The organism is Nostoc sp. NOS(2021) (assembly GCF_017115025.1).
Classification (GTDB): Bacteria; Cyanobacteriota; Cyanobacteriia; order Cyanobacteriales; family Nostocaceae; genus Nostoc.
On record NZ_JABXKM010000070.1, the window covers coordinates 1 to 21,750 of the forward strand.

Genomic DNA, 21,750 nt, shown 5'->3' on the forward strand with positions numbered 1-21,750 from the left:
GGGTGGGGTGCAATGACTATGGGAATCACAACTAATTACCCGGACATGATATCAGGCATACTTGACAAATTAGCTCTTAGTCTTCTCGCTAAAATTAGGTTTTTATTGAGAATAAACAACGAACGAACAAGGGTTAGAAAAAACGTGAGCGAATACTCTCGCAAATGTTAAGAAAGATCCGGGTAATGGATAGCTCCCAAAGGGAGAGGCTAGCGCCAAGGGAGAAGCACCTGGCGTAAGGGGTTGGGGATTAAGTCTGTATTGCGATCGCTAATCTCTGGTGGAATTTTCATTTTTTGTTCAAAATCCAAAAAACCATCTCAGAAACTTAATCTTGCCATTCCCAAACACCAAAGCTGATCTACATACCGAGAGATATTGGTTCACCGTTCTTTACCGCTTTTGCGAGTAAGTCGCAGACTTCTTCATCCGTAGTTTGGGGAAAGTTTTCGTACCAAAGACCGACGCTGTGGAAATCGCTGGGTGTTGAGACGCAAACAATTTTGTCTACCTCAGTTTCTAATTCATGGCAAGTTTCAGGTGCGGCCACAGGCACAGCAATCACAATCTGAGCCGGTTGCTGTTTTCGCACAGCCACAACAGCAGCCCACATAGTTGCACCCGTGGCTAAACCATCATCTACCAAAATGACCGTGCGTCCCTCTAAATCTCTTAAAGGGCGATTTCCGCGATAAAGCTGTTCCCGCCGTTCTAACTCCCGTTCTTCCTGCACCGCCACCCTGGCAATTACTTCATCGGATATTTTCACCAGACTAATAATATATTTATTGACTATCCGCACACCACCAGAAGCGATCGCTCCCATAGCTAGTTCTTCTTGATCAGGCACACCCAATTTACGTACCACCAAAACATCTAAGGGAGCATTTAACGCTTTGGCAACCTCAAAGGCAACGGGTACGCCACCCCTTGGTATCCCTAATACCAGAACATCTGGGCGGTTAGTATCAGCGACTAACTCCTTAGCCAAAACTTGACCCGCAAACCTCCGGTCTTTGAATAGCATGGTGTAACACTCCTGATTAGTTTATCCAAAAATTAAGTATTTACACGTATTCGCCCTTAGCTGCCCGCCTCAAACAACGGCTCGAATTCCGATGGTAGTTGAGAGCAAATATCATTAATCTCGCCACTGCTAATCGCTTTACTCAATACCTCAATCACTACAGGCGCATGATGAACAGCATCTGGAAGCTCTACACCTTCTCTTTGGCTGACTCGCCCAAAAAAAATTCATCTAGAGAGAAGCGGTCTCGAAATCCTGCATATTCATGTCGCAGATATTCTGCAATGCCTCTTGGCAGTTGGGCAGCAGCATTCAAAGGTTCACACCTCCAGCTAGGCGTTTCGCCAGCGTCTCCAGAGTAGCACGGGTTGCAAGTTCTGCATCACCATGCGAAATGAGACGGGCACGATTTTGCACCCGTCTAAACTCATCGTGTTGCATTTTCCCTCCAGATTTGTCTTAATGCATGACTTGTTATATTTCAGATGTTCTGAACTGATCTTAGAAAGCTAAAAATTCCGTGTCCTCTGACTAACGAGGCGACATCTTTGATCTACAGTTCTATCAAACGGATGAGTTAATTTGGGTCTTCAATACCTATTATGCTAATTATTAGCTTGTTGCCTGCCAAAGTCCTTTTCGTAAAGAGTTTAAGCCTGTTAAATGTGAAATTAACAACTAATAGTGACTGAACGGCTTGCCAGTAGTCTGTTCGGAATAATAATGCAGCAAACTAGCATATTGCGTGCTGAAGAACCGTTAATTTTAATGGAGGGAGATTTTCGCATCTTGGTGCTGATACCATTTCACAACTCCACACTCTAGACCCGCCCCGAAGTGGTTTGGCAAGGAAAAATGATTTGTAGCCAGCTTACCGTAAGCGACAGTAAACCAGTAGCCAGTAAACTTTTTAGCCACTTGCCAATGTTTGTTGTTAAACTTTTACTGAGTATTTTTTTAACTTTATCTTAAGAAATAATTACTTAATTGCTGGGAGATGCGAAAATCTATGAGAATACAGTGATAATTCAATTGCTAATTCTTCGCCTGCGCCCTTTTACTTACATTGTGTTGATACTACCTTTAGATTATCGCTTAATTGTAAATATGAGATAATATACCATATCATTGTTCGTCACCTAATGCTCAGTATTACAGAGAAAACGTCATCAAAGTTACCCGTCTAACACTTTTGAGTAAAAATTAATAGGGTAGAATAACTGAATATTGCTCAGATATTTTTAAAATTAGAAGCAGGATTTTTTAATGATCAGTTTAAGTAATTCGGAAAACGGCACAGTTAGCAGCACAGCAGCCACTAAGAGGCTGGCAAGGGCGATGATGGTTTCTGGTGGAGAGTTTTCACTGTTATTAGCGTGTTGTAACTGTCTTCAAAGGCAGCAGCAAGTGCTGAATTTGCTAACAGAATTTTCATCAGCAGATATCCACGAAGTCCTGCTCTCACCTGCGGCTGACAAACTGTATACAGCTATTACAAATGAAATTGGTACTACTCAACCCGAAGCTTTGATGGTAAGGGGTTTAGAATCTGTAGTGGCAATTAACCAACTAATCATCAGTACCAACATCATGCGAGATGAGTTTCGGAAACAGTTTCGGTTTCCCTTGGTGTTGTGGGTCAATGATGAAATTCTGTGCAAGCTAGTCTGGTTAGCACCCGATTTCAAAGACTGGGCAGCCAGTACTATTAGATTTGATATACCTCACAATCAGTTAGTTGAATCTGAACAACAAGCCCTCAGCGCCTAATATTGTCTGAGATTACAATCTTGTATACGCTAGGTTGAGCCGAGCAAAACCTAAGCTCCGTTCTGTCCCATTCTTTCCTAAAATTACTCTTATTGAACCCTCGCTCACCAAGGTGAGGCAAGAAGCGTTGCTCGCAAGCTATTTTCCAAATGAGAAGATGGTATAGGTGTAGGCTGTGTTACCGCGTTAGCGTCACGAACCGAAAACCTGATATAGGGCGTTTTGATTGAGTGCATTTTCATGCAGAATTTGTATAAGGAACAAACAATTACTACATCAACGTCATGTCTGTATATCTGTTTCAGAAGACAGATACTAAACTAATTCCAACTGGTGAAGTTCTGGAATTATATACTATTATTGTCCATTAATGACTGGATACTATTTCTTAGTCCTATATTACTATGAAAATCATGCTGAAAAACTACTTTAACACCAATCAAGCGCGAATTTTAACTGCTTTGATTTTGACTGGAATTTTGTCTGTTGCTAGCGGTTCAACACTTATCAAAGGGGCGACTGCTTCTGCGAACTTCTCGCTAGAAACAAGCAATGAAGTTCTTAAAGACAATATTAAACCAAACCGCTTGCCCCGTCCAGTAGCTAACGCGGTACTGCGAGATTTGACCCGCAGACAGGGAATTTTAACCAGAGAACTGCAAATTATTGATTATAATCAACAGACTTGGCGCAATGGTTGCTTGGAACTGCCTCAACCTGATGAACTCTGTACCCAAGCGTTAGTTCCTGGTTGGTTGGTTGTGGTATCTAATGGCAAAGAAAACTGGATTTATCATACCAATCAAACAGGTTCCGCAGTCAGACTGAATGAAAAAGCTAATGAAAGTACACTAGCCCCTGTGCAAATTCCAGTCAGCGAGTTACCACCACCGTTAGATCGAGATGTAGTATTTCGGCAAATCTCCAGTGGTGGTTTTGCTGGCAGAACCTACCAGACTGTTTTACTCAAAGATGGGCGATTGATTCGCGTGCGGATTGGTGATGCCAATGATTCTGAGCGTACTGTTCGCCGCGTTTCTGTGCAACAGGTGCAACAATTTCAGAGATTTTTAGAACGTTCTAAATTTAGTAAATTCCAGAATCTGAGTTACCCAGCCCCCAGTGGCTCTGCTGATTTTATCACCTTCACTCTCACCAGCCAAGAGGGTACGGTTCAGTACAACGATATTTCTCAAAATAACCTGCCAAAGAATTTACAAGCAGCAGTCAAAGCCTGGAATCAGATTGCAGTCAGGGCACAATAATAACAATTGAAAATTCAAAAGAGTTACATAAGTTTTAGCGCTTAGAATCGAAACGATCGCTATTCATGCTGATTGTTCATAATTTGATCACGTCTGTAACCAAATGATGAAAAGGTTTGTAAAGTGGTGTGTTGAGTTTTATTCTTGGTGGAATATTCGCCAAAGCAGAAAGTCTCTTTTGTTTGCCGTTATAGTTACCTTGAGTGTAGTAGCTACGGTGATGCTATCGTTTCCTTTGAACGCTCAAATTAATCTGCCGCCAACGCCAGCATCTGAGTTAAGGGGGGTGTGGTTAACAAATATTGATAGTGATGTGTTATTTGAGCGCGATCGCCTCAAGGGATCTTTGCAACGCCTTGATGAACTCAATTTTAACACGATATATCCGGCGGTTTGGAATTGGGGATATACATTGTATCCTAGCAAAGTTGCAGCCAAAGTTATCGGGCGATCGCTCGATCCTACACCCGGACTGCAAGGGCGAGATATCCTTAAAGAAATTGTCGATGTGGGACATCAAAAAGGGTTAACAGTGATTCCCTGGTTTGAATTTGGCTTCATGGCACCGGCGGATTCTCTATTAGCTAAAAATCGTCCCCAATGGCTCACCAGTCGCAGCGATGGAACTCGGATTGTCAAAGAAGGCAGACATAATCGCGTTTGGCTAAATCCCTTTCGCCCAGAAGTACAACAATTCATCCAAGATTTAATCGTTGAAATTGTTAGAAACTACAATATCGACGGTATTCAATTTGATGACCATTTAGGCTTACCATCAGAATTAGGTTACGATGCTTATACAGTGGCACTTTACAAAAAAGAACACCGTGGTCAAGCTCCCTCGAAAAACTCTCAAGATCCAGAATGGGTAAGCTGGAGAGCTAACAAAATCACCGAGTTTATGAAACGGGTATTCAAAACCATCAAAGCTACTAAAAAAGATTGCCTGGTTTCCGTTGCTCCTAATCCTCAACGTTTTTCCTACGATTTCTCATTAGCAGACTGGCAGAAGTGGGAACGGCTGGGAATTATTGAAGACTTAGTTTTGCAGATATATCGGGATGACTTGAATGTTTTTGTTAGTGAATTAGAGTATCCAGAAGTGAAAGCGGCAAAGAGCCATATTCCAGTGAGTGTGGGTATTTTGGCGGGATTGAAAAACAGATCCGTACCGATGCAACAGATTCAGACACAAGTGCAAAAAGTACGCGATCGCAATTTTGCTGGAGTCTCATTCTTTTTCTATGAAACCCTCTGGAACATGAGCAAAGAAAAGCCCCAAGAGCGTCAAACTGGCTTCCAGAAAATCTTCCCCACACCCGTAGCTTATCCGAATTTACTCGCAGGTTGGAAACCGTTCAGTTAATTTTCCTAGCAAGCTGTCGGTGAACACATCACTTAATTTTAAGTCAAGCTTCACCGACAATCACTTAAGAATCTGTCTTGGAAGGTACTAAACTTTTTTACTAAAAAAGCAACTAGTTGGAGAATACCTGTGTTGTTTCATTTGCAGAGTTAGTTAAATTGGTAATACTTGCGTTGTGTTGGGAGGGCATTTTGCTACACTGTTTATATATTCTGGTTGAGAGGGTACACGCCCATAACTTTCTTTGTTTCGACAGACAATACTTATCATTTTAAGTTGCTTGTCCCCATTCATGCGAACAGCAAAGACCGCTCCAACATACCACCTAATTTCAAAGCCAAACATACCACCGCAGTCGTCTTGAACGGCATAGCTATAAACAGTATCAAGAGTTGTCTGAGAGAAAACTTTAGTATCTGTTTCAGTATAGTACCGATAACATCTTTGTGTTCCAAAAATTGGTGGAGACGAGCCATAGTGAGTTGCTGGTTCGTCAGGAGGTTTAAAAAAGGTTTTGTGCTTTAAGAAGTAGTTATTTTGAGTCTGTACTTTAGATATAATTTTTCTGCTTCTTTCTCCAGTCTTGATATTTGTTTTTCCTGCGCCTCATATTCATTTTCCTTCTCACACCCACCAATAAGGAAAATTAGCATAATAATGCTAAAAAATAATAATTTTAGAGAAAGATAAATAAATTGATTACTAGAATTACAAATCGGATTTAATTTTTCTAAGTATCGTATGTGCTTCACTCCTAACTCCTTTACAGACGCGATTAATCGCGTCTGTACTCCTAATTTAGCACTATCCTATTCCCAAACGCCCAGCCAAGCCAGGAGTTAGGGGTAGAAGCGTGGTAATCATCAAGAATAGAGCCAAAAGCCCCAAAGCGGCTCTAGCATCATCGGGTTCAGTGACTTCATTCAAGCTGGGGCGTTCTTGATCCCGTTGCAAGAAGAAAATTACGATCGCCCAGTACATGGCAAGAGTATTACCGAGAGACACTAACGCTAGTAAAATTAAAGTTGCGATCGTTGCCCGTCCTGCGGTTTTGCGTCCATAAATCGCCTGAACAATGCGGCCACCATCTAGTTGTCCTGCGGGCATCAAGTTCAAAGCGGTAATTACTAAACCCAGCCAACCTATCACCACTAGGGGATGAACACTTACCAGGGATGATTGCAACGCCGAACCAAGGACAACTCGCGCCAAACTTCCCACCAAAATCGACCCTTGGAAAAACTGATTTGGCAATTGAAATAAACTACCTGGGTGGGAAAGTAACAAGCCAGTGATCAGCATTAACAAAGAAACGATACCACCTGCGGCTGGCCCTGCCAAGGCGATATCAAATAATACCTTGCGGTTGGGCAACAGAGACTCAAAGCGAGTAATTGCACCAAAAGAGCCAATTTGCACGGCGGGTAGAAAGAAGGGCCAGCTAAGGCGAATTTGGTGACGCTGGGCAAGTAACCAATGACCAATTTCGTGAGCTACTAAAATCGTAAATATCCCAGCCCCTATGGGCAAAGCTTCTGTGAATCGCTCTGGATTGCCAAAGAAATCAAAATTCAGCAATAAGCCCGCAGCTTCTAGATTTGTGGCAAGAGTTGCTACCAATAGCACACCTGCAAAAGCTTTTTGTGATAACAACATCGGACGGGGATCATTGCGGCTCGGTAGGACAATCACTACCGGTCTACCATCTGTGTTTTCCACTAAAAACAGGCGATATTGCTCACCAAGGCGTTGCCGTAAACTTGCAGTTAGACGGTTGTGAATCTCTTCTGGTTCTCCCCGCAGATTGCCTTTGAAAATGGCTCCATCTTGGTAGGCGATCGTTTCTGTGGCAAAAAATGTATCGATCCCGAAAATGCCTTTAATTACATTTAAGTCATCTTCCGGTAGTGGCGGGATCTCCGCTTTCAGTTCTGCGACTGCTAGTTGTGGGGAATTTGCTGCAAGTGAATCAGCCGCGAGTCTTTCTGTGGCGCGTTGCTTGAGGATGGCATCTTGCCCAGCTGCGCGTAACTGTCTGCCCAAGAAGACGTACAATCCGGCGGAAGTCACCACTAAAAACAATATACCCGCTATGTTGATGTAAATCCCTGCGGCAAACAATCCAAAAAACAGCAGCCAGGGAGTCATCAACACCACCGACTGTAACCAGGCTAAGATTCCCAGCTTACCAAAAGGTCTGGCGCGATAAAAGCCCCAACCCAAAATACCTAAAGCTACCAGTAGGATTACCGCCAGGATAGAAGTTTCTGATAAAGTAAACATCTCCAAACCTTTGCTATTGAGACTGAGCCAGAACAAGTCCGGTATTGCAGATACACTTATTAATGTATAACGCCGCCTGTAATCTGCCCAAATTATCCCGCTTTGTGCGTAGTGCCCATCATAAAAGAACCTCACGCCGCCTATAGCTACGGTGTACACACAAGTCCTAAAAACCTAACTTGATAACTCTTGACTCGTTCCCATACGGAGTATGGGAACGCATTCATTGAGTCTCTGGCTCAATATCTGACTTGAGGCGGCAGCCCTCCAATACGCATTCCCAGTCAGAGACTGGGAACGAGACATTTCTTCTAAGTCCAATAAAGAATTTCAGCATTTGGAAAGCGTCTAGTAATCTCACTCTCAAAAAAGCAACGCAACGCCTTCATTGTGTCGCGATCGTAAACGTACTTCGTCCCACCAAACTTATTACGCTTGACGCTGCGTTTTGCCTCATCCATCTCTAATTTGGATTGCGGATACCAAGTTTGTAACACTTCTTTTGACCCAGGTGTAAACCGATGCGAGATTAACTCAAAGGTAAGGTTACAGTCAAAATCCAATGCCTCGTTTATCTGGTCAAACAAATAACTATAGTGCATCTGCCAATCGTCTATCGGCATAATTGGCGCGATTACCAAGCCTACTGGATAACCGCCACCGCCACGCTTTAATGGTAGCGCCAACCGTCGCAACGCATTCAGTCTGGATGCTACGGATGCTGTGCCACCTTCAAACTTACCAGAAATCGGTGCGGCATTAACACTCATCCGACATCGGGTATGCCCATTGTGTGGTAAGTCGAGTAATCCATCCACAGCATCAAACTTTGATACCCAACGTAGATGTGCATTGGTACGAGTGCCAAAGTAACGGATACATTCAGCAAGACTTCCAGTTAAATGCTCAATTCCTAATGGGTCAGTATAACAGCTAACTTCAAAACTCGTGGTTTCCCCCTGTTGCTCGTAGTTAGCTAAATTCTCTAATATCTGCGGTAAGTTAGCAAAAACGCGGATGACTGGTGGCCCCGACAAGCTACCAGCTAGGTAGCAGTATTGACAGTGAGCGGGACAACCCTCGGCAACGTGAAACTGCCAATCCGCAGAAGGTGGGATGGGACTCAGCTTAAAAGAACTGGGTGGTGCAGTAACCACCGCTAAGGTACGCTTGGCGATGTTGTAAGTATCCCGTTCAGATTCACCGCGCAGTCCCTTCAGGCGGTTCTGTGATAGTTCTTCTATTGATAAGTTGAGTGACTGCACACGTGCAAGAATCTGCTGCCCCCAATCCTCATCTAGGGCAGCAGGTGTAAACAGTACCCGTTCAGGCATCCACAACCTTGGCGATCTTGTTTGTGTATCTGATACTGAAACCTGGTCTGATACTGAAACCTGGTCTGTAGTTGTATTCAGCAATATCATTCTCCGTTATTTAGTTTGCTGATTTCTGCAATTAATTTTCAAGGACTTGCTTAATTCGTCGCTCTAACAAATCAAGATCCAAAGTGCCTTCATCACGGCTAATTCGACGCACAGTCGAATTAACATTACCTAAATTAACCAATAAATCTTGAAGAATTTCCTGCTGCTGACGGGCTTGCGTAACCTCGCGTGGTTCCTGTACTAAATCACGCACGATGGTATCTTCAGCGCGAGAGGCGATAATTGGATCACTTTGCCCTTGAATGTGAACAAAGGTTCGTCGCCCAGGGCCTCGCTCCTCTTCTATTGGTATAACTGCTGTTACTTGGTCAGAACGCACATATTTGCCAAATCCCAAATGGACTAGCTCTGATGAGAGGATTTTCATATAATTGAAGCGTTATCTTTAAGTCTTACTTATATTATAAAATATAGAAAAGTAACCTTAAAACCATAGACCATACGGGTTATACCCAATTCAAAGTAGTAGTTTCCTTTCCCAATTGCTGCTTGATATCTCTGGTGTCAGTCACACTATTCCTACCAGCTTTCGGGCTTGTTCTGGGGTTTTACCAAGCTCAATAAACTCAAGTTTTAGGTTGGAGTTCTAACTTTGGCTTGTTAAGTACAGCATTTCATTAATTTGTAGCAAATTAAATTTGGCAATACCTTGCAATGCCAATGCGTCTCTTTACAATGCCAATGTGTCGGGATGGATTGTTAATGCGTCCGCTTACAATGCCAATGTGTCGGGATGGATTGTTAATGCGTCCGCTTACAATGCCAATGCGTCGGCCGCATTGTTAATCCGTTTCCTTGCAATGCCAATGCATCGGGATGCATTCTAACAGTCATCTTTCTGCGAGTTTGATTGCAAATAATACTTCCTTCAAATTGTAAATTTATTAGTAGCTTCTTTCTTCACTGGCAGGATATTTAATCTTGCTCTAATTCTATGTCCTCATCTGCGATCGCAAAATCACTAATATAGTCCCTTACAACACGCTCAAAAAATAGGGGAGCAGGCAAACCTGTCCAATCGCTGTAGTGACCAAAGCCATAGCGCAGTGACTCCACAAGGGCAGCTAGATCATCAGGATTATCTTCTGGTTGCCTCAAGCTAACAACAATCTCAAGTGGATTGGGAGTAGGCCAGCGACCGACAAAAGGAGATTTTGTAGAGAGTTGACTTACCTTTAACCCAGCTTGTTTTGCTAGGGTGTAGGTTGAGCGATAGCAACTTTGCCCACGAGACTTTCTTTGTGGTAATTCACGCGCCACAGATAGATAAGCTACACATCCAGTTTGGTTAGTCGCGCTGAGTCGAAATAACCCAGTCGAACTAGAAGCTGAAGGAATTTCCAGCGTAGGCGGCAGTTTGTTTAGTTCTTCTTTAGTCCTGGTATCTTCTAAAGAAGTCTCTATTAAATGTCTGGCTTTTTTCTCAATAATGCCAGGGGCGAGTTCTTGGCGAATGCGAATTAGACGTGCGCCTTGCCATTCATCCTGCATATTCTCAAACTGCTGGCCAAGGTTAATTTGATTAGCATTAATTCTGCTATCAGCAAGCCAATCCCACAGTTGGACGCAGTTAGAAGAATCAATCATAACCAATGGTTGCATCCCATCTTCCACAGAGTTAGAGACAATCTGTTTTACAAATTTCATGAATCGAGTCTTGCGTACAGCTTTATCATTAGCTAGTTTGATTGGAGTAAGTTGGGCAATAAAAGCTAGTGCATCAGGAAAGCTAAACCACGGGCTGATTTCTAAATTTCCTTTCTCGTAAGCACAGCAAAGCTCACATTTTCCTGTATCCACGTTGAGGCGCATTGCCACTGCTAAAAATGTATTCTCAATAACACCACGAGCGCGACCCCTTTGTTTACGGACGATTGTGAATCCTAAAATTTCTTTTGGTCTAGCTTCTGGTGGGATATTTTGCAAGTACTTGTCAACCTTTTCTTTTACACCATCAATCCGACCAGAATGAGCAGAGAACAAATCTTTCAGTGCTGACTGCATCCGATGGAAGAAATCTGCAAGTTTGAGATGCTTTGATTTACGTGTTTTTGCAATGGGTAGAAGAAACTGCACGCCACTACCAACCTTTGCTAGTGCTTGGCGGGTTGAAGGTTTATTAACTTTATCGTCATGTTTAACAGTGTTTTGACCAGTAGGATCTGGATAAAACTGCCGTGCCATTATCAAGGAGAAAGTTGGCTTATTGGGGTCTTCAATCTGTTTTGCAGTGGATTCCCATGCTTCAATTCGCTTGCGCGATCGCTCCTTATTTTTCAAATCTTTGCCAGGTAAAACCTCTCGTGGCCCGTGGGTATTTGCTGGCAAGCGATTAATAAAAATTTCGAGTGTGTTTCCCCACAAAACTTTAGTAATTTCCTGCAATAGCTTTGCTTCTGTCTCCAAATCAGCTTCACAAAATATAAATAGTCTCGGTTGCTCATTAGGATACAATCGCTGCATCGCTGCTTGGTTTGCCTGAATGATAGTTTGGAGATCATTCGTTTGATTCGGCGTAAATCTATTAAATTGAAAAGCTTTTCTTCCCCACTCAATCTCTTCTAAACGGATGCCAAAGTGTTTACTTAGCAAGTCATCAATTTGATTGTCGTTGAGTTTTTCGAGGTATTTTGCGGTAAACTCCAAGTTGGAATTTGTTTCGAGAGCTTCCAAAACACCACCAAGCAGTGTAGGAAGATTAATCATCCGCGATGCTGTATCATCTAGTTTGTGCTTGGATGGTACTTTTGTGTAACCATCAAATATTTTGATTCCTAATGGGTTAAGAATTTTAGCGATCGCTTCCAAGGCATCTAATTTATCAATTTCTGGTACACCTGTTTCAATACCGTATTTTCCTAAACTATCTTCGTCTTCTTCCGAATTATCTTGAAGTCCATTACGGTAAGTCAGAACTACCTGACAGCTATCAGTAGAGGCTTTGCCCAAAGCGATTTGTTGCCCATCAAAAGATTGCAGAGGCAGTTTCAATTCTCTTCGCAGAATTTCAAAATCTGTATCTGTCGCCCAACGCCAATTCTTCTTATCTTGCTTGTTATTTTTATCTTGTTCGCATTTTACTTTATAGCTAAAAGCGCGATCGGGATAGTCTTGAGAAAATATGAAGCCGCTAATATTCATACGGTCATATTTATTATTTAACTGAGTGAACCAGCGACGTTTGGAAACCTCAACTTTCACCAAAGGTTGAGGCAAAGAAGGATAAGTCACAACTTCCAAGCTCACCACAAAACTGAATTTCCCTTTTGTGTCAGGTAAGGTTATCGGATCGGTCATCAATTCTACAATCCCAGAATGGCTGGAAATAATACGTTTTATCGGCCCTAAATCTGGAAAAATTACCTGTCCAGCAATTTGACGAGCTACGTAATCTAGTATCGCACGATAGGCATATTTATCTTTTGGATCTTTTGGCTGAGTTGTACCTGTCTGTTTAGACCAATTCCAAGGGAATACTTGAGATTTAAATGGAGAAATTTTCAGAAGTTCTCCTCTTTCCTGCAAATCTTGCAAGCGGTCAATAATATCCGTTGATATGTCTTCTTTTATTACAAACGGTCTGAGATAATTTGCGAACCAATCATTAATAATTGGGCGAAGCACTTGATTTATTTCTTCTTCATTACCACCAGTTAGGTAAACAAAAGGTTCTGGCTCACCTCCGCTTTTAGCATTATCAAATGCGAACTTCGTAAAACCTATATCTGGTTCAATTCGCGCTGCATATTTTAGTACTACTTCTAGAAATCCTCGCAGTGAGGCATAGGGGAGATTTTTGACATTAGTTACTTTTTGAAGATCGGCAAAATCTAACATAGCTGCCTTTGTCCAAGCAAGAGTAAAACCCTCTACTATGATTGGACGCAGATTATCAGGTACAGTGAAAGCTTGGGTAAATGTCTTGACGAACTTGATTTCTCCTTGCTGAATATAAAAGGGATCTGAAACTAAATTACCATCAGTTTCTTCGTCTTCATCTTCTTCAGATAAATCTTCTTCAAGTTCAATTTCATCAGAAAAGTTGTCGCTCATTTTTACATCTCCAATAGTGGTGAAAAATCATTAAAACCGTCTTCTTCATCCGTAACATCTTGTGAATTAGCTAATTCATCAGGGTAAATTACTCCTTCAATACGTTGTAAAGGTGTTAGAAATGCACCATAAAGTTCTTGATAAATTTCCCGAATTACAGGATCGGGGTGGTTGACACATTCTTCTAAAATTATTCGCATCTGCACCAGCATACTATCTCGCCCAGAGTCGGGTTTATCTTCTGCTGATTTTTTAGCCCAAGCTGCATCCACAAAGTAAACTGATACCGGACATCCATTCCGCATCCCGCGCCCAATTGTTTGCAAAATAGCAACCATTTGATTAGCTGTAAACGATTTGAACAGTTCAGGGCCTAAACGGCTAGCCATTAAGGGTTCACGTAACAACCTATTAGCAGTTTTCCAAAGGTCTTTTCTTGATTGTTGCCAAGAAGTTGCGATCGCATTTAAATCTTCTGTTTCACTAAAAACTCGACTATCAAATTCTTGTGTTGCCCGTCCTGCCAAGCTGTACAACAGCCGCATATCATCTTTGGTAGGATGAGGACGAGTCAGAAAGTAAATCGAGCCAATTGCCGCATCTAGTTTCCTATCCCCTTTGGTGAAAACGATGTTGACACCTCGACCAATTGCCAACATGGTAAAAATTAAAATATCACAGTTTTCATCGTCTCCTAATGCCTCACACTGAGCAGAGGTAACAAAATCCTGCGGTTGTTCTCCATCTCTGAGGGATTTAACAATTGCCTTTGTATGCCGCCCAACTTCAGGATGATAGTCATTGATATACTTCTTGATTGTGCGAGCCTGTTCATAACTATTGACAACTAAAGCGGCTTTGCGGCGAATACCAAACTTGACATCAAAATGACGCATGGACTTGTAAATTTCAGATTTAGTAATTCCTCCCTGCACAAGAGCATCTACCATCCGCAGAAGATTACGTTTTTGAAGATCGCCAGCACCGCTATATTTGAGGGGTTCATCACCACGTTCACTATCTGGAAACCATTTGAAACGATAAACGCTCTGTTCCGGTTTATGTTCTGACTGACGCGGTTTTAGTAAATAATGGGGGCCAGCGTTAATGTGATAAGCGGGACTAGCTTCTAAAAATGAAGTTGCCGAGGTAATTAAAACGGCTGGGCTGGGATGTCCATCATCTGCCTCTAACAACTGATGAAAGCGATGCATTAACATTCGAGGCGCACCAACAAATGTAATGTAGGACAATCGCACATTTTTGGCGGCGGTACGTGTTGTTTGTGCTTTAAAAAAACTGTATTGCACCCCAGAAAATGAACCTAAAATGCTTTCTGGAATAAATTTTCGCAGTTCTGGTGATGCAGTTGACTCTCCAATGGTTTCACGAATGAATCCCTCTGCAACCATTGTTCTAGTTCCTGGTACAATTCGCTGATAACCCAAAATTACGAAAGTAACAGTTATAAGTAATTTAGCTAAATCTTCTGCTTCTATTGTTGGTGAATGATCTGGAAAACAGAGCTTGAGAAATAATTCAGCAATTTCTGCAACGATCGAATCACGTCGCTTAATCAGATTTTCAGCTAGGTAACGGCGGAAATGACTAATGAGAGTTTTCCATTGCTTTTCAAGGGTTTCACCGTTATAACCTAAAATCCGAGGCCACAAATCTGCTTTAAAGTCTTGAGGGTTCTCAACACCTGTGCGATCGTAGAAGGCGTTATATGCTGCTGCTTCCCAAAATTCAGTCAGTGCCCGACTTTTACTAAAGCCTAGTTTGGCTTCTTGTTCATCAAGGTCATTCTGCTGAGAGGATTTCTTTAAAGTATTCAATAGTTCGCTAACAATCCGTAATACAGTCAGCAATTGATTTTCGTAGCGTTCTCCCACCCGCGACTTAGACATATTCTGAAGGGTGGTAATTAAGGAAGTATTATGGTTGCCAAATTCTGACAAGTCACGACTATAAAGTTCTACATCCCGATCAAATAATCGATAGTTTTCGCCACGAGCAAAGCGGTTATGGATTTGTTCTAGAATTACCCGATGAATGGATCGCTCTGAACCTGAAATACTTAAGGTTGCTGCCCCATAATCATCTAACACTGATTGCACCATGTCGCCTTCGTCGAAAACAACTACGTCGAAGGTACGGGCAATTAATTCAAAATATCGTACTTGTTCCTGAATCGCGTGAGGTGATATTTGAGTATCGAGCGATCGCACATGACCAACCCAAATATTAGCATCCAGCAAATCTCGCGGTGCTTTGTTTCGACCGCACATTGTCCATAAGGGACACAGGCATTTCTTGATCTTTCCCTGTTTCCCCCCGCCTTGCAATATCTCGTTGCAAGGTGCGTAACCAAAGCCCCACCTAGACATATCCTCAGTTGAAAAGGCTGGCAGGACGCAGTTCAAGCCAAAAACTTCTGCCTGTTCTAAAGTGTAAGCAAAGCCACCATTACCTTTTGTTGCGATCGCTTCAGCAATATTGTCTGCATGGCCACGGCGAGTTTCATCGCCTTGACCGACAAGCATTCCCACTTTAACTTGATGAAATGCCAACTCAGCCATGTACTGTCTAGCAACTTCTATGGAGGGAAACACAAACATTGCTTTATAGTCATTTAGTCCCAGCCAGATCGCTATCAATACGAGAATGGTTGTTTTACCTGACCCTGGCAAACCAATTAAGTGCTTGATGTCTTCTAATTCCAACACATCATCTTCTTTCCGCAGACCTTTTCCAGCCTCCGATACCATGAGGTCAAAGCGTTCAAAGCGATCTGCCCAATTACCACGTCGTCGCTCAGTATCTTGCTTTTCACGCTCATCCATCTCAAGAGCCAGATCGCGCAGTTCACTTAGGGGAATGCGAATTTTTCCTCTTGGTTGGCGGTTAAGAGAATGTGTGCGACGTGCAGCAATCGGGGCGGTGATAGGAGGGATGTCTAACTTCACGGCGGTTGACTCTTCACCTAATGCAACCGCCATCGCCTGACGAGGATCGGCAAATGTAAAATCATACGAATCGTATGACAAAGGAGTACTCAAAATTTGACGCGCTTGTGTAATTTGAGAATCTTCTAAAGGATCTGTTCTTTTGAAGTGCAGTGTTTCGGTATCAATCTCATACGTCCCTTTAGTGTGGTTGCAGTAGTGATGATTGTTATAAAGAGCAATTGCGTGTTGAACTGACTGCCGTGTAACAAAAGTCAGCGACATCTGCCGCATATTGAAAATGGCTTGACGGGCTTCCTCTAATGCAGGTGCATTTAAAATGCTGGCCATGCCTGACATAATTACTGGCGCGTACTCCAGTGAATTAGTATTAATAAATTCCTCCATTAAGACGCAAAGCCAGCAAATTCGGTTTATACCTTTCCAAAAATCAGGTTTGGTTCGCATAAGGCATCTTCTTTAAAAAATCAATTACAGAGGAAACCGACATAATTTCTAAACTGGCAGGATCACCCTTTTTATCTAGTGTTGAAATGAGGGTAGAAATGTAGCTTGGGTTATCTTCAATTAAGCGATCGCTCACAGCAAGAATGCGGCGGCGATAGTGAATCAGCCCGCCAATACTACGATTGAGACGCAAAGCCAGAGTCACCGGACTTGTGTAAGATTTGGCATCAATTCCAATTGCTCGTTCGTTAATTGCCACATCGCATAAATCGGACTCTGGGTAAAGTTCAGCATTGAGCTTATTTTGTCGGGCTGTATCAAAAATGGCTAATTCGTCAATTGCTGGGCCTGTCCAGTAGGTAAGAATTCGTGGCTCGGCAATTCGTAAAATATCTTTGGTGGGATCTAGTTTCTCAGATACTTTTGGTGAGTTGTGGCCAATGCACTGGCGAATTGGACAGCGCCCTTGTGAAAAATGTTTTTTGTTGGGATGCGATCGCATCAGTGTGCCACAGTGGGCGCAGCGATGTGCTAGTCCATCAACTAACCAGATATCTGGTACTGAGTCGAAGAATTTCTCAATGAGCATTCCCTGTAAAGGGGTCAAGTCATTTTCAAGCAAGTAATCTAATAGTTGGCGTTCTCCTATTAAAGAGTATCTGCCAAACAACTCTCGTAGCGCAGTGTAAGCTTTGTGTTGACGACGACCGCCCAATCGTTCAGTTGCTTCGCATAACTGAGTATATAAGCGATGCTCAATCACATTATCTTCGCCAAAAGCTCCGCTCAGGTTGGCAATCTCTGCACAGTCTGAAGTAGGTACTCGTAAATCTGGATCGATTAAGGTAACGCTAGAAAAGCGAAAGTCTGATTGGCTAAAAACCCCTAACTGCCAACGATCGCAACCAAGAGAGTATCGAGCATTATCCAAAACAGTATGCACACAAGCAGCGCGATCGCTTAATCCTTCTTCAATATATAGACGACCTAATTTGCACATTGCTTGATAGAGTTCTGGTGGCAACGTACTATCGTCTTGACGCACAATTTCTCGACCTGGGAGAACTCGGTCATATTGCCGAAGAATTCCCTGAGCAAGTAACCTCACAGCATCTTCAGCCAAATCCATCGCTGGGCGGTGTCCTGTAGGTAAAGGCAAAGAGGTTGCTGAAATTGCAGGTAGCCATGTTGGATCTTGACCTTGAGCCTCTGCAATAATTTGCCTCTCTAAAGTATCTTCAGGAAAGGAAGGCAAAACTTGAGTAATTGCCGCAAGTGTCCAACCCTTCTTTAATAGTAAAATTGTTGCCAATCCCTCCAAAATCTGCCGAAAGCCAAATTCTTGCCCTTTAGGTTGTGATAAAAGTTGTTTCGCTCTCCATGACCGAACGGTACGCAGGGCAGGTGATTCTATAGACAGTTTAAGCTGTTTAATCTGGCGTTTTAGCTCCTTTGCCAGAGCCTCCGCAGTTCCCTGCCACTGACGCACGTCCTCAAAGTACATAACTGTAATCGGATACTTTTTACATCAATCTGTGTTTACACTAAATGATGTAATTTACAATGTCAATACGTCAACAGGACGCAAAGAGAAATTTTTGTGTCTTGTTGACGTATTGAGGATTAGGAAACTTGGTCAAAAAGGACAAAATCAAATAATTGATGTGCCATTTCTAATTTAGAACAAGGCGCGATCGCTACCTGATGCCCTTGGGTATCTAAAAATATCGCTTATTAGTGATGAAGACCATATTTTTAGCCATAACATATATATCTACCCTTTCTCTACAGTTTTTGCAACATAACCTGATGAGTGCTACGCTACATATATTGATTTGTGGAGGGGATAAACTATGGCTCTGCAAGTATGTTCTGGCGCAACGCTTAAGTGTAGCTTTGGCGTAGCACCAAGTTTGTTGACAGTTCTGCCAATCAACCGAGTATCGACTGGCACACCAGACGCTAACATTTTGGATAATAAGCCATTGGTGAATATCAAGCCTTTTGGTATGTGTTTATCTATTACCAATCCAGAAGTTGCATCAGCAACAGCCGCCGCATTGGGTGTATTGACTCCTATGCCTTGTGTGCCCGTAATCCCCGCCCCGTGGACACCCGGTTCGCCTACTGTTCTGATTGCTAACATGCCAGCGCTGAATAACTCATCTATATTAATGTGTGCGTGGGCGGGTGTAATTTCGGTACTCAACGCTGGTCAATTAACTGTATTCATTCCCTGAGACATACAGTTGCTAATTCCAACTGGTCAAGTGATGACAAAATCAAATAATTGATGCGCCATTTCTAATTTAGAACAAGGTGCGATCGCTACCTGATTTCCTTGACTATCTAAAAATATCGCTTGATTATTATCACTCCCAAAACCACTATCAGGTTGATCGATGGGATTGGCAACAATCACATCTAGTTTTTTACTATGTAATTTCTCTAATGCTGGCTTGACAATATCCCCAGTTTGTGCAGCGAAACCAATTAATATCTGATGCGGCTGTTTAAGTTGTGCTAACTGGGCAACGATATCCGGTACTGGTTCTAGGGGTAAAGCTTGGGGGAGCGATCGCTTAGGCAATTTCTCTGTACTATAATCTCGTGGCTTCACATCTGCAACGGCTGCTGACATGACAATTACATCGGCGTTGGGTAAGCATTCCACCATGACGTGCTGCATTTGTTCGGCACTAATGACGGGAATCGCTTGCACTCCCAATGGTACATCCCAATTAGCTGGGCCATGTACTAGGGTGACGTTTGCCCCTCGGTGAAGTGCGGCTTGAGATAGCGCCAATCCCATTTTACCTGTGGAAGGATTACCAATAAACCGCACTGGGTCAAGATACTCTCGCGTTCCCCCAGCACTAATTAAGACTCGTTTACCTGCTAAATCTCGTTTGCCTTGAGTGTGTAACAACGATTGGATGTGAGCCAAAATTTCCGGGGGTTCTGCTAATCTACCAGCACCGATGCGATCGCAGGCTAATAAACCTGATGCTGTACTCATGCCATGATATCGGCTATCGATCAATAGCTGTTGCCAATTTCGCTGCACCGATCGCTGTTCCCACATATCTGTATTCATTGCGGGCGCTAACAGCACGGGACAAGTAGAAGCCAGCACGGTATTTGTGAGTAAATTATCAGCCATACCGTAGGCTAACTTTGCTAATGTATTAGCTGTCAAGGGGGCAATTACCATGACATCTGCCCATTCACCCAACTCAATATGCAACGGACGAGAGTGAGTTGGTTGCCAAAAATCATCATCTGTGTAGGCGGGATGACGAGATAGAGTGGCTATTGTCAGAGGCGTGATAAATTCTTGCGCCGAACGGGTGAGAATGACTCGGACTTCCACCCCAGTTTTAAACAGCGTCGAAACCAATTCACAGATTTTGTAGGCGGCGATACCGCCACCTACACCAATTAGAACCCTATTCAATTTTGGATTTTGCGAAAAGTTGTAAGGAGGGTTTCCCTCCGTGGCAAACTTTTCAAGACGGATTTTGGATTTTGGATTAAGCATGGTAAAAAGTTAGGAGTGAGTAGTTACAAAGATTAGTACTAAATAGTTAAGAATCGGAAATACTAACTCCTAACTCCTAACTCTCAACTCCTAACTCCTAACTCTCAACTACGCTTCATCGTAGGGTTCCAAGTCTAAGAGGTAGATATAGGGTTCAACTAACTCTGGACGCTGAAATGCGATCGCTCGCAATAGATGCCAATCATTTAAACCCTCAAAAGCATTGCTATAATTATCCAGTTCCAGACGTGTAGCTAGTTCTTCTACTTCTGCCGCAGTCATGGCAGCAATTTCTTTTTGGGAAATGCTTAGAGTTGTCATAATGCTTGCCCCTCCCTTATGCAGCACTCGCCTTCAGCATGGGTTAAGTTGCGCCAAACGCAGCCACCCAATATATATTACTCATTAGAGGCCATTAATTTCGTGAAAATTGTCAGAATTTGTACCAGAATTTATAAAAAATTCGTAATGCTGACTAGCCAATTGTATTTACAACGAAATTCCGTAGCACCTTTAAGGTTTGTGGATGTATTTCATGTCCCATCTCAAATTCGTGGTATTCTACCGCCACTCCTAGAGATTTTAAAGTTTCTCGTGCCTTCAAAGCAGCTTGTAGGGGCACAACTTCATCATATCTCCCGTGAGTGATTAAAGTCGGCGGTATCTCATTTTTAGCTGCTGTTAGTGCGTCTGGATGTAAATATCCACTCATGACAACTAAACCTGCTAGGGGCAATTTTGAGCCGACATCTAAAGTCATTGCTCCGCCTTGAGAAAATCCACTTAAAATGGTGCGTGATAAAGGTACGCCAGTGGTACTTTCTAAAGATTCCAAGAAATCTGTTAGCAGTTGCCGACTTTCTGGCAACCCTTCATACATATTTTCCACCCGCAGGTCATACCATGCCCTCCCTATAGGGGAATAGGGATAAGGAAAAGGTGCATTGGGTAATACAAACTGGTAATCAGGTAAGTTGATCAAGGGTAACAAAGATGCTACATCCTCAGCATTAGCACCCCAACCATGTAAAGTGACAATTAAGCCTGCGGGAGGTTGAGAAGTTGCAGGAGGAACGGTGATAAATTGTAAAGACAGAGGTTTACTCCTAAAATTCTACTTTTGTACATAGATCCTATCTCTTCAAGCAGACTTAGTATTAGACATAGGAGTGAAAATGACGTAGGGACAATTCATGAATTGTCCCTACCAAGAATTTCGAGCAACGCAGAATTAATTTTCGCAGATGTCTATTTAGCGGCATTTGCTGCTTGCCCAAAGAATGCATATATAGTGGGGTTGCAGAATAGAAATTGAAGCGATCGCAGTTGGCGGCTGAGGTTGGTTGCATTCCAAACAAAGGATTGTCCATCTAGCATATATTCTTTAGCGATCGCCTTAGCTGCACTCGCTACTGCACCTTGATCGTCTTTAGGATCAATTCCGATCAAAGTCCCCCAATTTATCGGGGAACCACTGCGGTCATTGGTGTCAAGTTCAGCCAAAACCCTTTTAAAACCTCGTTTCCAGCCTCTGGCTGGAAATGCTCTTCAATTGCGGCTCTGCCGCAAGTCTTGAGGCGGAGC

At 42.8% G+C, this 21,750-nt stretch carries 19 protein-coding genes; 5 read left to right on the top strand and 14 right to left on the bottom strand.

The features are described 5' to 3' along the window. Nucleotides 1-361: 361 nt before the first annotated feature. The 4 genes from HWQ41_RS08295 to HWQ41_RS08310 are packed head-to-tail and all read right to left on the bottom strand — an operon-like array spanning nucleotide 362 to nucleotide 1,468. A complete protein-coding gene (locus HWQ41_RS08295) occupies nucleotides 362-1,027 on the bottom strand; it encodes a phosphoribosyltransferase (RefSeq protein ID WP_292761414.1) in 666 nt (221 codons plus the stop codon). Nucleotides 1,028-1,083: 56 nt separating this feature from the next. Continuing rightward, the gene (locus HWQ41_RS08300) at nucleotides 1,084-1,254 is read right to left on the bottom strand and encodes a DUF2267 domain-containing protein (protein ID WP_292761440.1); all 171 of its coding nucleotides are present in this window, start codon (nucleotides 1,252-1,254) and stop codon (nucleotides 1,084-1,086) included. Continuing rightward, nucleotides 1,218-1,343, bottom strand: a complete 126-nt coding sequence (locus HWQ41_RS08305) for a hypothetical protein (RefSeq protein ID WP_292761417.1) — start codon at nucleotides 1,341-1,343, stop codon at nucleotides 1,218-1,220. The genes HWQ41_RS08300 and HWQ41_RS08305 overlap by 37 nt, the downstream gene beginning before the upstream one ends. Next, a complete protein-coding gene (locus HWQ41_RS08310; protein WP_292761419.1) occupies nucleotides 1,340-1,468 on the bottom strand; it encodes a hypothetical protein in 129 nt (42 codons plus the stop codon). Before HWQ41_RS08310 ends, HWQ41_RS08305 begins: the two co-directional genes overlap by 4 nt. A gap of 243 nt (nucleotides 1,469-1,711) precedes the next feature. Here HWQ41_RS08310 and HWQ41_RS08315 point away from each other — a divergent pair, with 243 nt between their 5' ends. From HWQ41_RS08315 to HWQ41_RS08330, 4 genes are all read left to right on the top strand, one after another. Then, nucleotides 1,712-1,852, top strand: coding sequence for a hypothetical protein (locus HWQ41_RS08315; RefSeq protein WP_292761422.1), 141 nt, complete (start codon nucleotides 1,712-1,714; stop codon nucleotides 1,850-1,852). A 441-nt stretch (nucleotides 1,853-2,293) separates the two neighbouring features. Then, entirely contained in the window at nucleotides 2,294-2,797 is a 504-nt protein-coding gene (locus tag HWQ41_RS08320) for a hypothetical protein (protein ID WP_292761423.1), read from the top strand. Between the two features lie 404 nt (nucleotides 2,798-3,201). Next, entirely contained in the window at nucleotides 3,202-4,062 is an 861-nt protein-coding gene (locus HWQ41_RS08325) for a hypothetical protein (protein WP_292761425.1), read from the top strand. Between the two features lie 106 nt (nucleotides 4,063-4,168). Next, nucleotides 4,169-5,428 (top strand): glycoside hydrolase family 10 protein, encoded by a 1,260-nt coding sequence (locus HWQ41_RS08330; RefSeq protein ID WP_292761441.1) that lies wholly within the window; start codon nucleotides 4,169-4,171, stop codon nucleotides 5,426-5,428. 804 nt (nucleotides 5,429-6,232) lie between these two features. On the opposite strand, the gene HWQ41_RS08335 is transcribed toward HWQ41_RS08330, so the two are convergent. The 6 genes from HWQ41_RS08335 to HWQ41_RS08360 form a co-directional block, all read right to left on the bottom strand. Next, on the bottom strand, nucleotides 6,233-7,711 hold the full coding sequence (locus HWQ41_RS08335) for a site-2 protease family protein (RefSeq protein WP_292761426.1): 1,479 nt from the start codon (nucleotides 7,709-7,711) through the stop codon (nucleotides 6,233-6,235). A 311-nt stretch (nucleotides 7,712-8,022) separates the two neighbouring features. After that, nucleotides 8,023-9,045: a spore photoproduct lyase family protein gene (locus HWQ41_RS08340; protein WP_292761443.1), complete on the bottom strand. Its 1,023-nt coding sequence runs from the start codon at nucleotides 9,043-9,045 to the stop codon at nucleotides 8,023-8,025. Nucleotides 9,046-9,166: 121 nt separating this feature from the next. Then, nucleotides 9,167-9,523: a hypothetical protein gene (locus HWQ41_RS08345; protein WP_190896616.1), complete on the bottom strand. Its 357-nt coding sequence runs from the start codon at nucleotides 9,521-9,523 to the stop codon at nucleotides 9,167-9,169. 548 nt (nucleotides 9,524-10,071) lie between these two features. Next, entirely contained in the window at nucleotides 10,072-13,209 is a 3,138-nt protein-coding gene (locus HWQ41_RS08350) for an RNaseH domain-containing protein (protein ID WP_292761428.1), read from the bottom strand. Nucleotides 13,210-13,211: 2 nt separating this feature from the next. Beyond that, nucleotides 13,212-16,625, bottom strand: coding sequence for a hypothetical protein (locus HWQ41_RS08355; RefSeq protein ID WP_292761430.1), 3,414 nt, complete (start codon nucleotides 16,623-16,625; stop codon nucleotides 13,212-13,214). Next, nucleotides 16,609-18,129, bottom strand: coding sequence for a hypothetical protein (locus HWQ41_RS08360; RefSeq protein WP_292761432.1), 1,521 nt, complete (start codon nucleotides 18,127-18,129; stop codon nucleotides 16,609-16,611). Before HWQ41_RS08360 ends, HWQ41_RS08355 begins: the two co-directional genes overlap by 17 nt. Before the next feature lie 349 nt (nucleotides 18,130-18,478). Here HWQ41_RS08360 and HWQ41_RS08365 point away from each other — a divergent pair, with 349 nt between their 5' ends. Beyond that, a complete protein-coding gene (locus tag HWQ41_RS08365; RefSeq protein WP_292761433.1) occupies nucleotides 18,479-18,865 on the top strand; it encodes a DUF4280 domain-containing protein in 387 nt (128 codons plus the stop codon). 26 nt (nucleotides 18,866-18,891) lie between these two features. Here HWQ41_RS08365 and coaBC read toward each other — a convergent pair whose 3' ends face one another. The 4 genes from coaBC to HWQ41_RS08385 form a co-directional block, all read right to left on the bottom strand. Beyond that, the gene (gene coaBC / locus HWQ41_RS08370) at nucleotides 18,892-20,166 is read right to left on the bottom strand and encodes a bifunctional phosphopantothenoylcysteine decarboxylase/phosphopantothenate--cysteine ligase CoaBC (protein ID WP_292761434.1); all 1,275 of its coding nucleotides are present in this window, start codon (nucleotides 20,164-20,166) and stop codon (nucleotides 18,892-18,894) included. Nucleotides 20,167-20,274: 108 nt separating this feature from the next. After that, on the bottom strand, nucleotides 20,275-20,487 hold the full coding sequence (locus HWQ41_RS08375) for a DUF2555 domain-containing protein (protein ID WP_292761436.1): 213 nt from the start codon (nucleotides 20,485-20,487) through the stop codon (nucleotides 20,275-20,277). 154 nt (nucleotides 20,488-20,641) lie between these two features. Next, on the bottom strand, nucleotides 20,642-21,262 hold the full coding sequence (locus HWQ41_RS08380) for an alpha/beta hydrolase (RefSeq protein WP_292761445.1): 621 nt from the start codon (nucleotides 21,260-21,262) through the stop codon (nucleotides 20,642-20,644). 152 nt (nucleotides 21,263-21,414) lie between these two features. Then, a complete protein-coding gene (locus HWQ41_RS08385) occupies nucleotides 21,415-21,669 on the bottom strand; it encodes a hypothetical protein (protein ID WP_292761438.1) in 255 nt (84 codons plus the stop codon). Nucleotides 21,670-21,750 lie beyond the last annotated feature (81 nt).

Bases quoted from the DNA above. Each gene is read 5' to 3' on its own strand.
- HWQ41_RS08295 (WP_292761414.1), bottom strand. From the start codon at position 1,027: ATGCTATTCAAAGACCGGAGGTTTGCGGGTCAAGTTTTGGCTAAGGAG.
- HWQ41_RS08360 (WP_292761432.1), bottom strand. From the start codon at position 18,129: ATGTACTTTGAGGACGTGCGTCAGTGGCAGGGAACTGCGGAGGCTCTG.
- HWQ41_RS08365 (WP_292761433.1), top strand. From the start codon at position 18,479: ATGGCTCTGCAAGTATGTTCTGGCGCAACGCTTAAGTGTAGCTTTGGC.
- HWQ41_RS08350 (WP_292761428.1), bottom strand. From the start codon at position 13,209: ATGAGCGACAACTTTTCTGATGAAATTGAACTTGAAGAAGATTTATCT.
- HWQ41_RS08310 (WP_292761419.1), bottom strand. From the start codon at position 1,468: ATGCAACACGATGAGTTTAGACGGGTGCAAAATCGTGCCCGTCTCATT.
- coaBC (WP_292761434.1), bottom strand. From the start codon at position 20,166: ATGCTTAATCCAAAATCCAAAATCCGTCTTGAAAAGTTTGCCACGGAG.
- HWQ41_RS08325 (WP_292761425.1), top strand. From the start codon at position 3,202: ATGAAAATCATGCTGAAAAACTACTTTAACACCAATCAAGCGCGAATT.
- HWQ41_RS08340 (WP_292761443.1), bottom strand. From the start codon at position 9,045: ATGCCTGAACGGGTACTGTTTACACCTGCTGCCCTAGATGAGGATTGG.
- HWQ41_RS08345 (WP_190896616.1), bottom strand. From the start codon at position 9,523: ATGAAAATCCTCTCATCAGAGCTAGTCCATTTGGGATTTGGCAAATAT.
- HWQ41_RS08335 (WP_292761426.1), bottom strand. From the start codon at position 7,711: ATGTTTACTTTATCAGAAACTTCTATCCTGGCGGTAATCCTACTGGTA.
- HWQ41_RS08375 (WP_292761436.1), bottom strand. From the start codon at position 20,487: ATGACAACTCTAAGCATTTCCCAAAAAGAAATTGCTGCCATGACTGCG.
- HWQ41_RS08355 (WP_292761430.1), bottom strand. From the start codon at position 16,625: ATGCGAACCAAACCTGATTTTTGGAAAGGTATAAACCGAATTTGCTGG.
- HWQ41_RS08320 (WP_292761423.1), top strand. From the start codon at position 2,294: ATGATCAGTTTAAGTAATTCGGAAAACGGCACAGTTAGCAGCACAGCA.
- HWQ41_RS08330 (WP_292761441.1), top strand. From the start codon at position 4,169: ATGAAAAGGTTTGTAAAGTGGTGTGTTGAGTTTTATTCTTGGTGGAAT.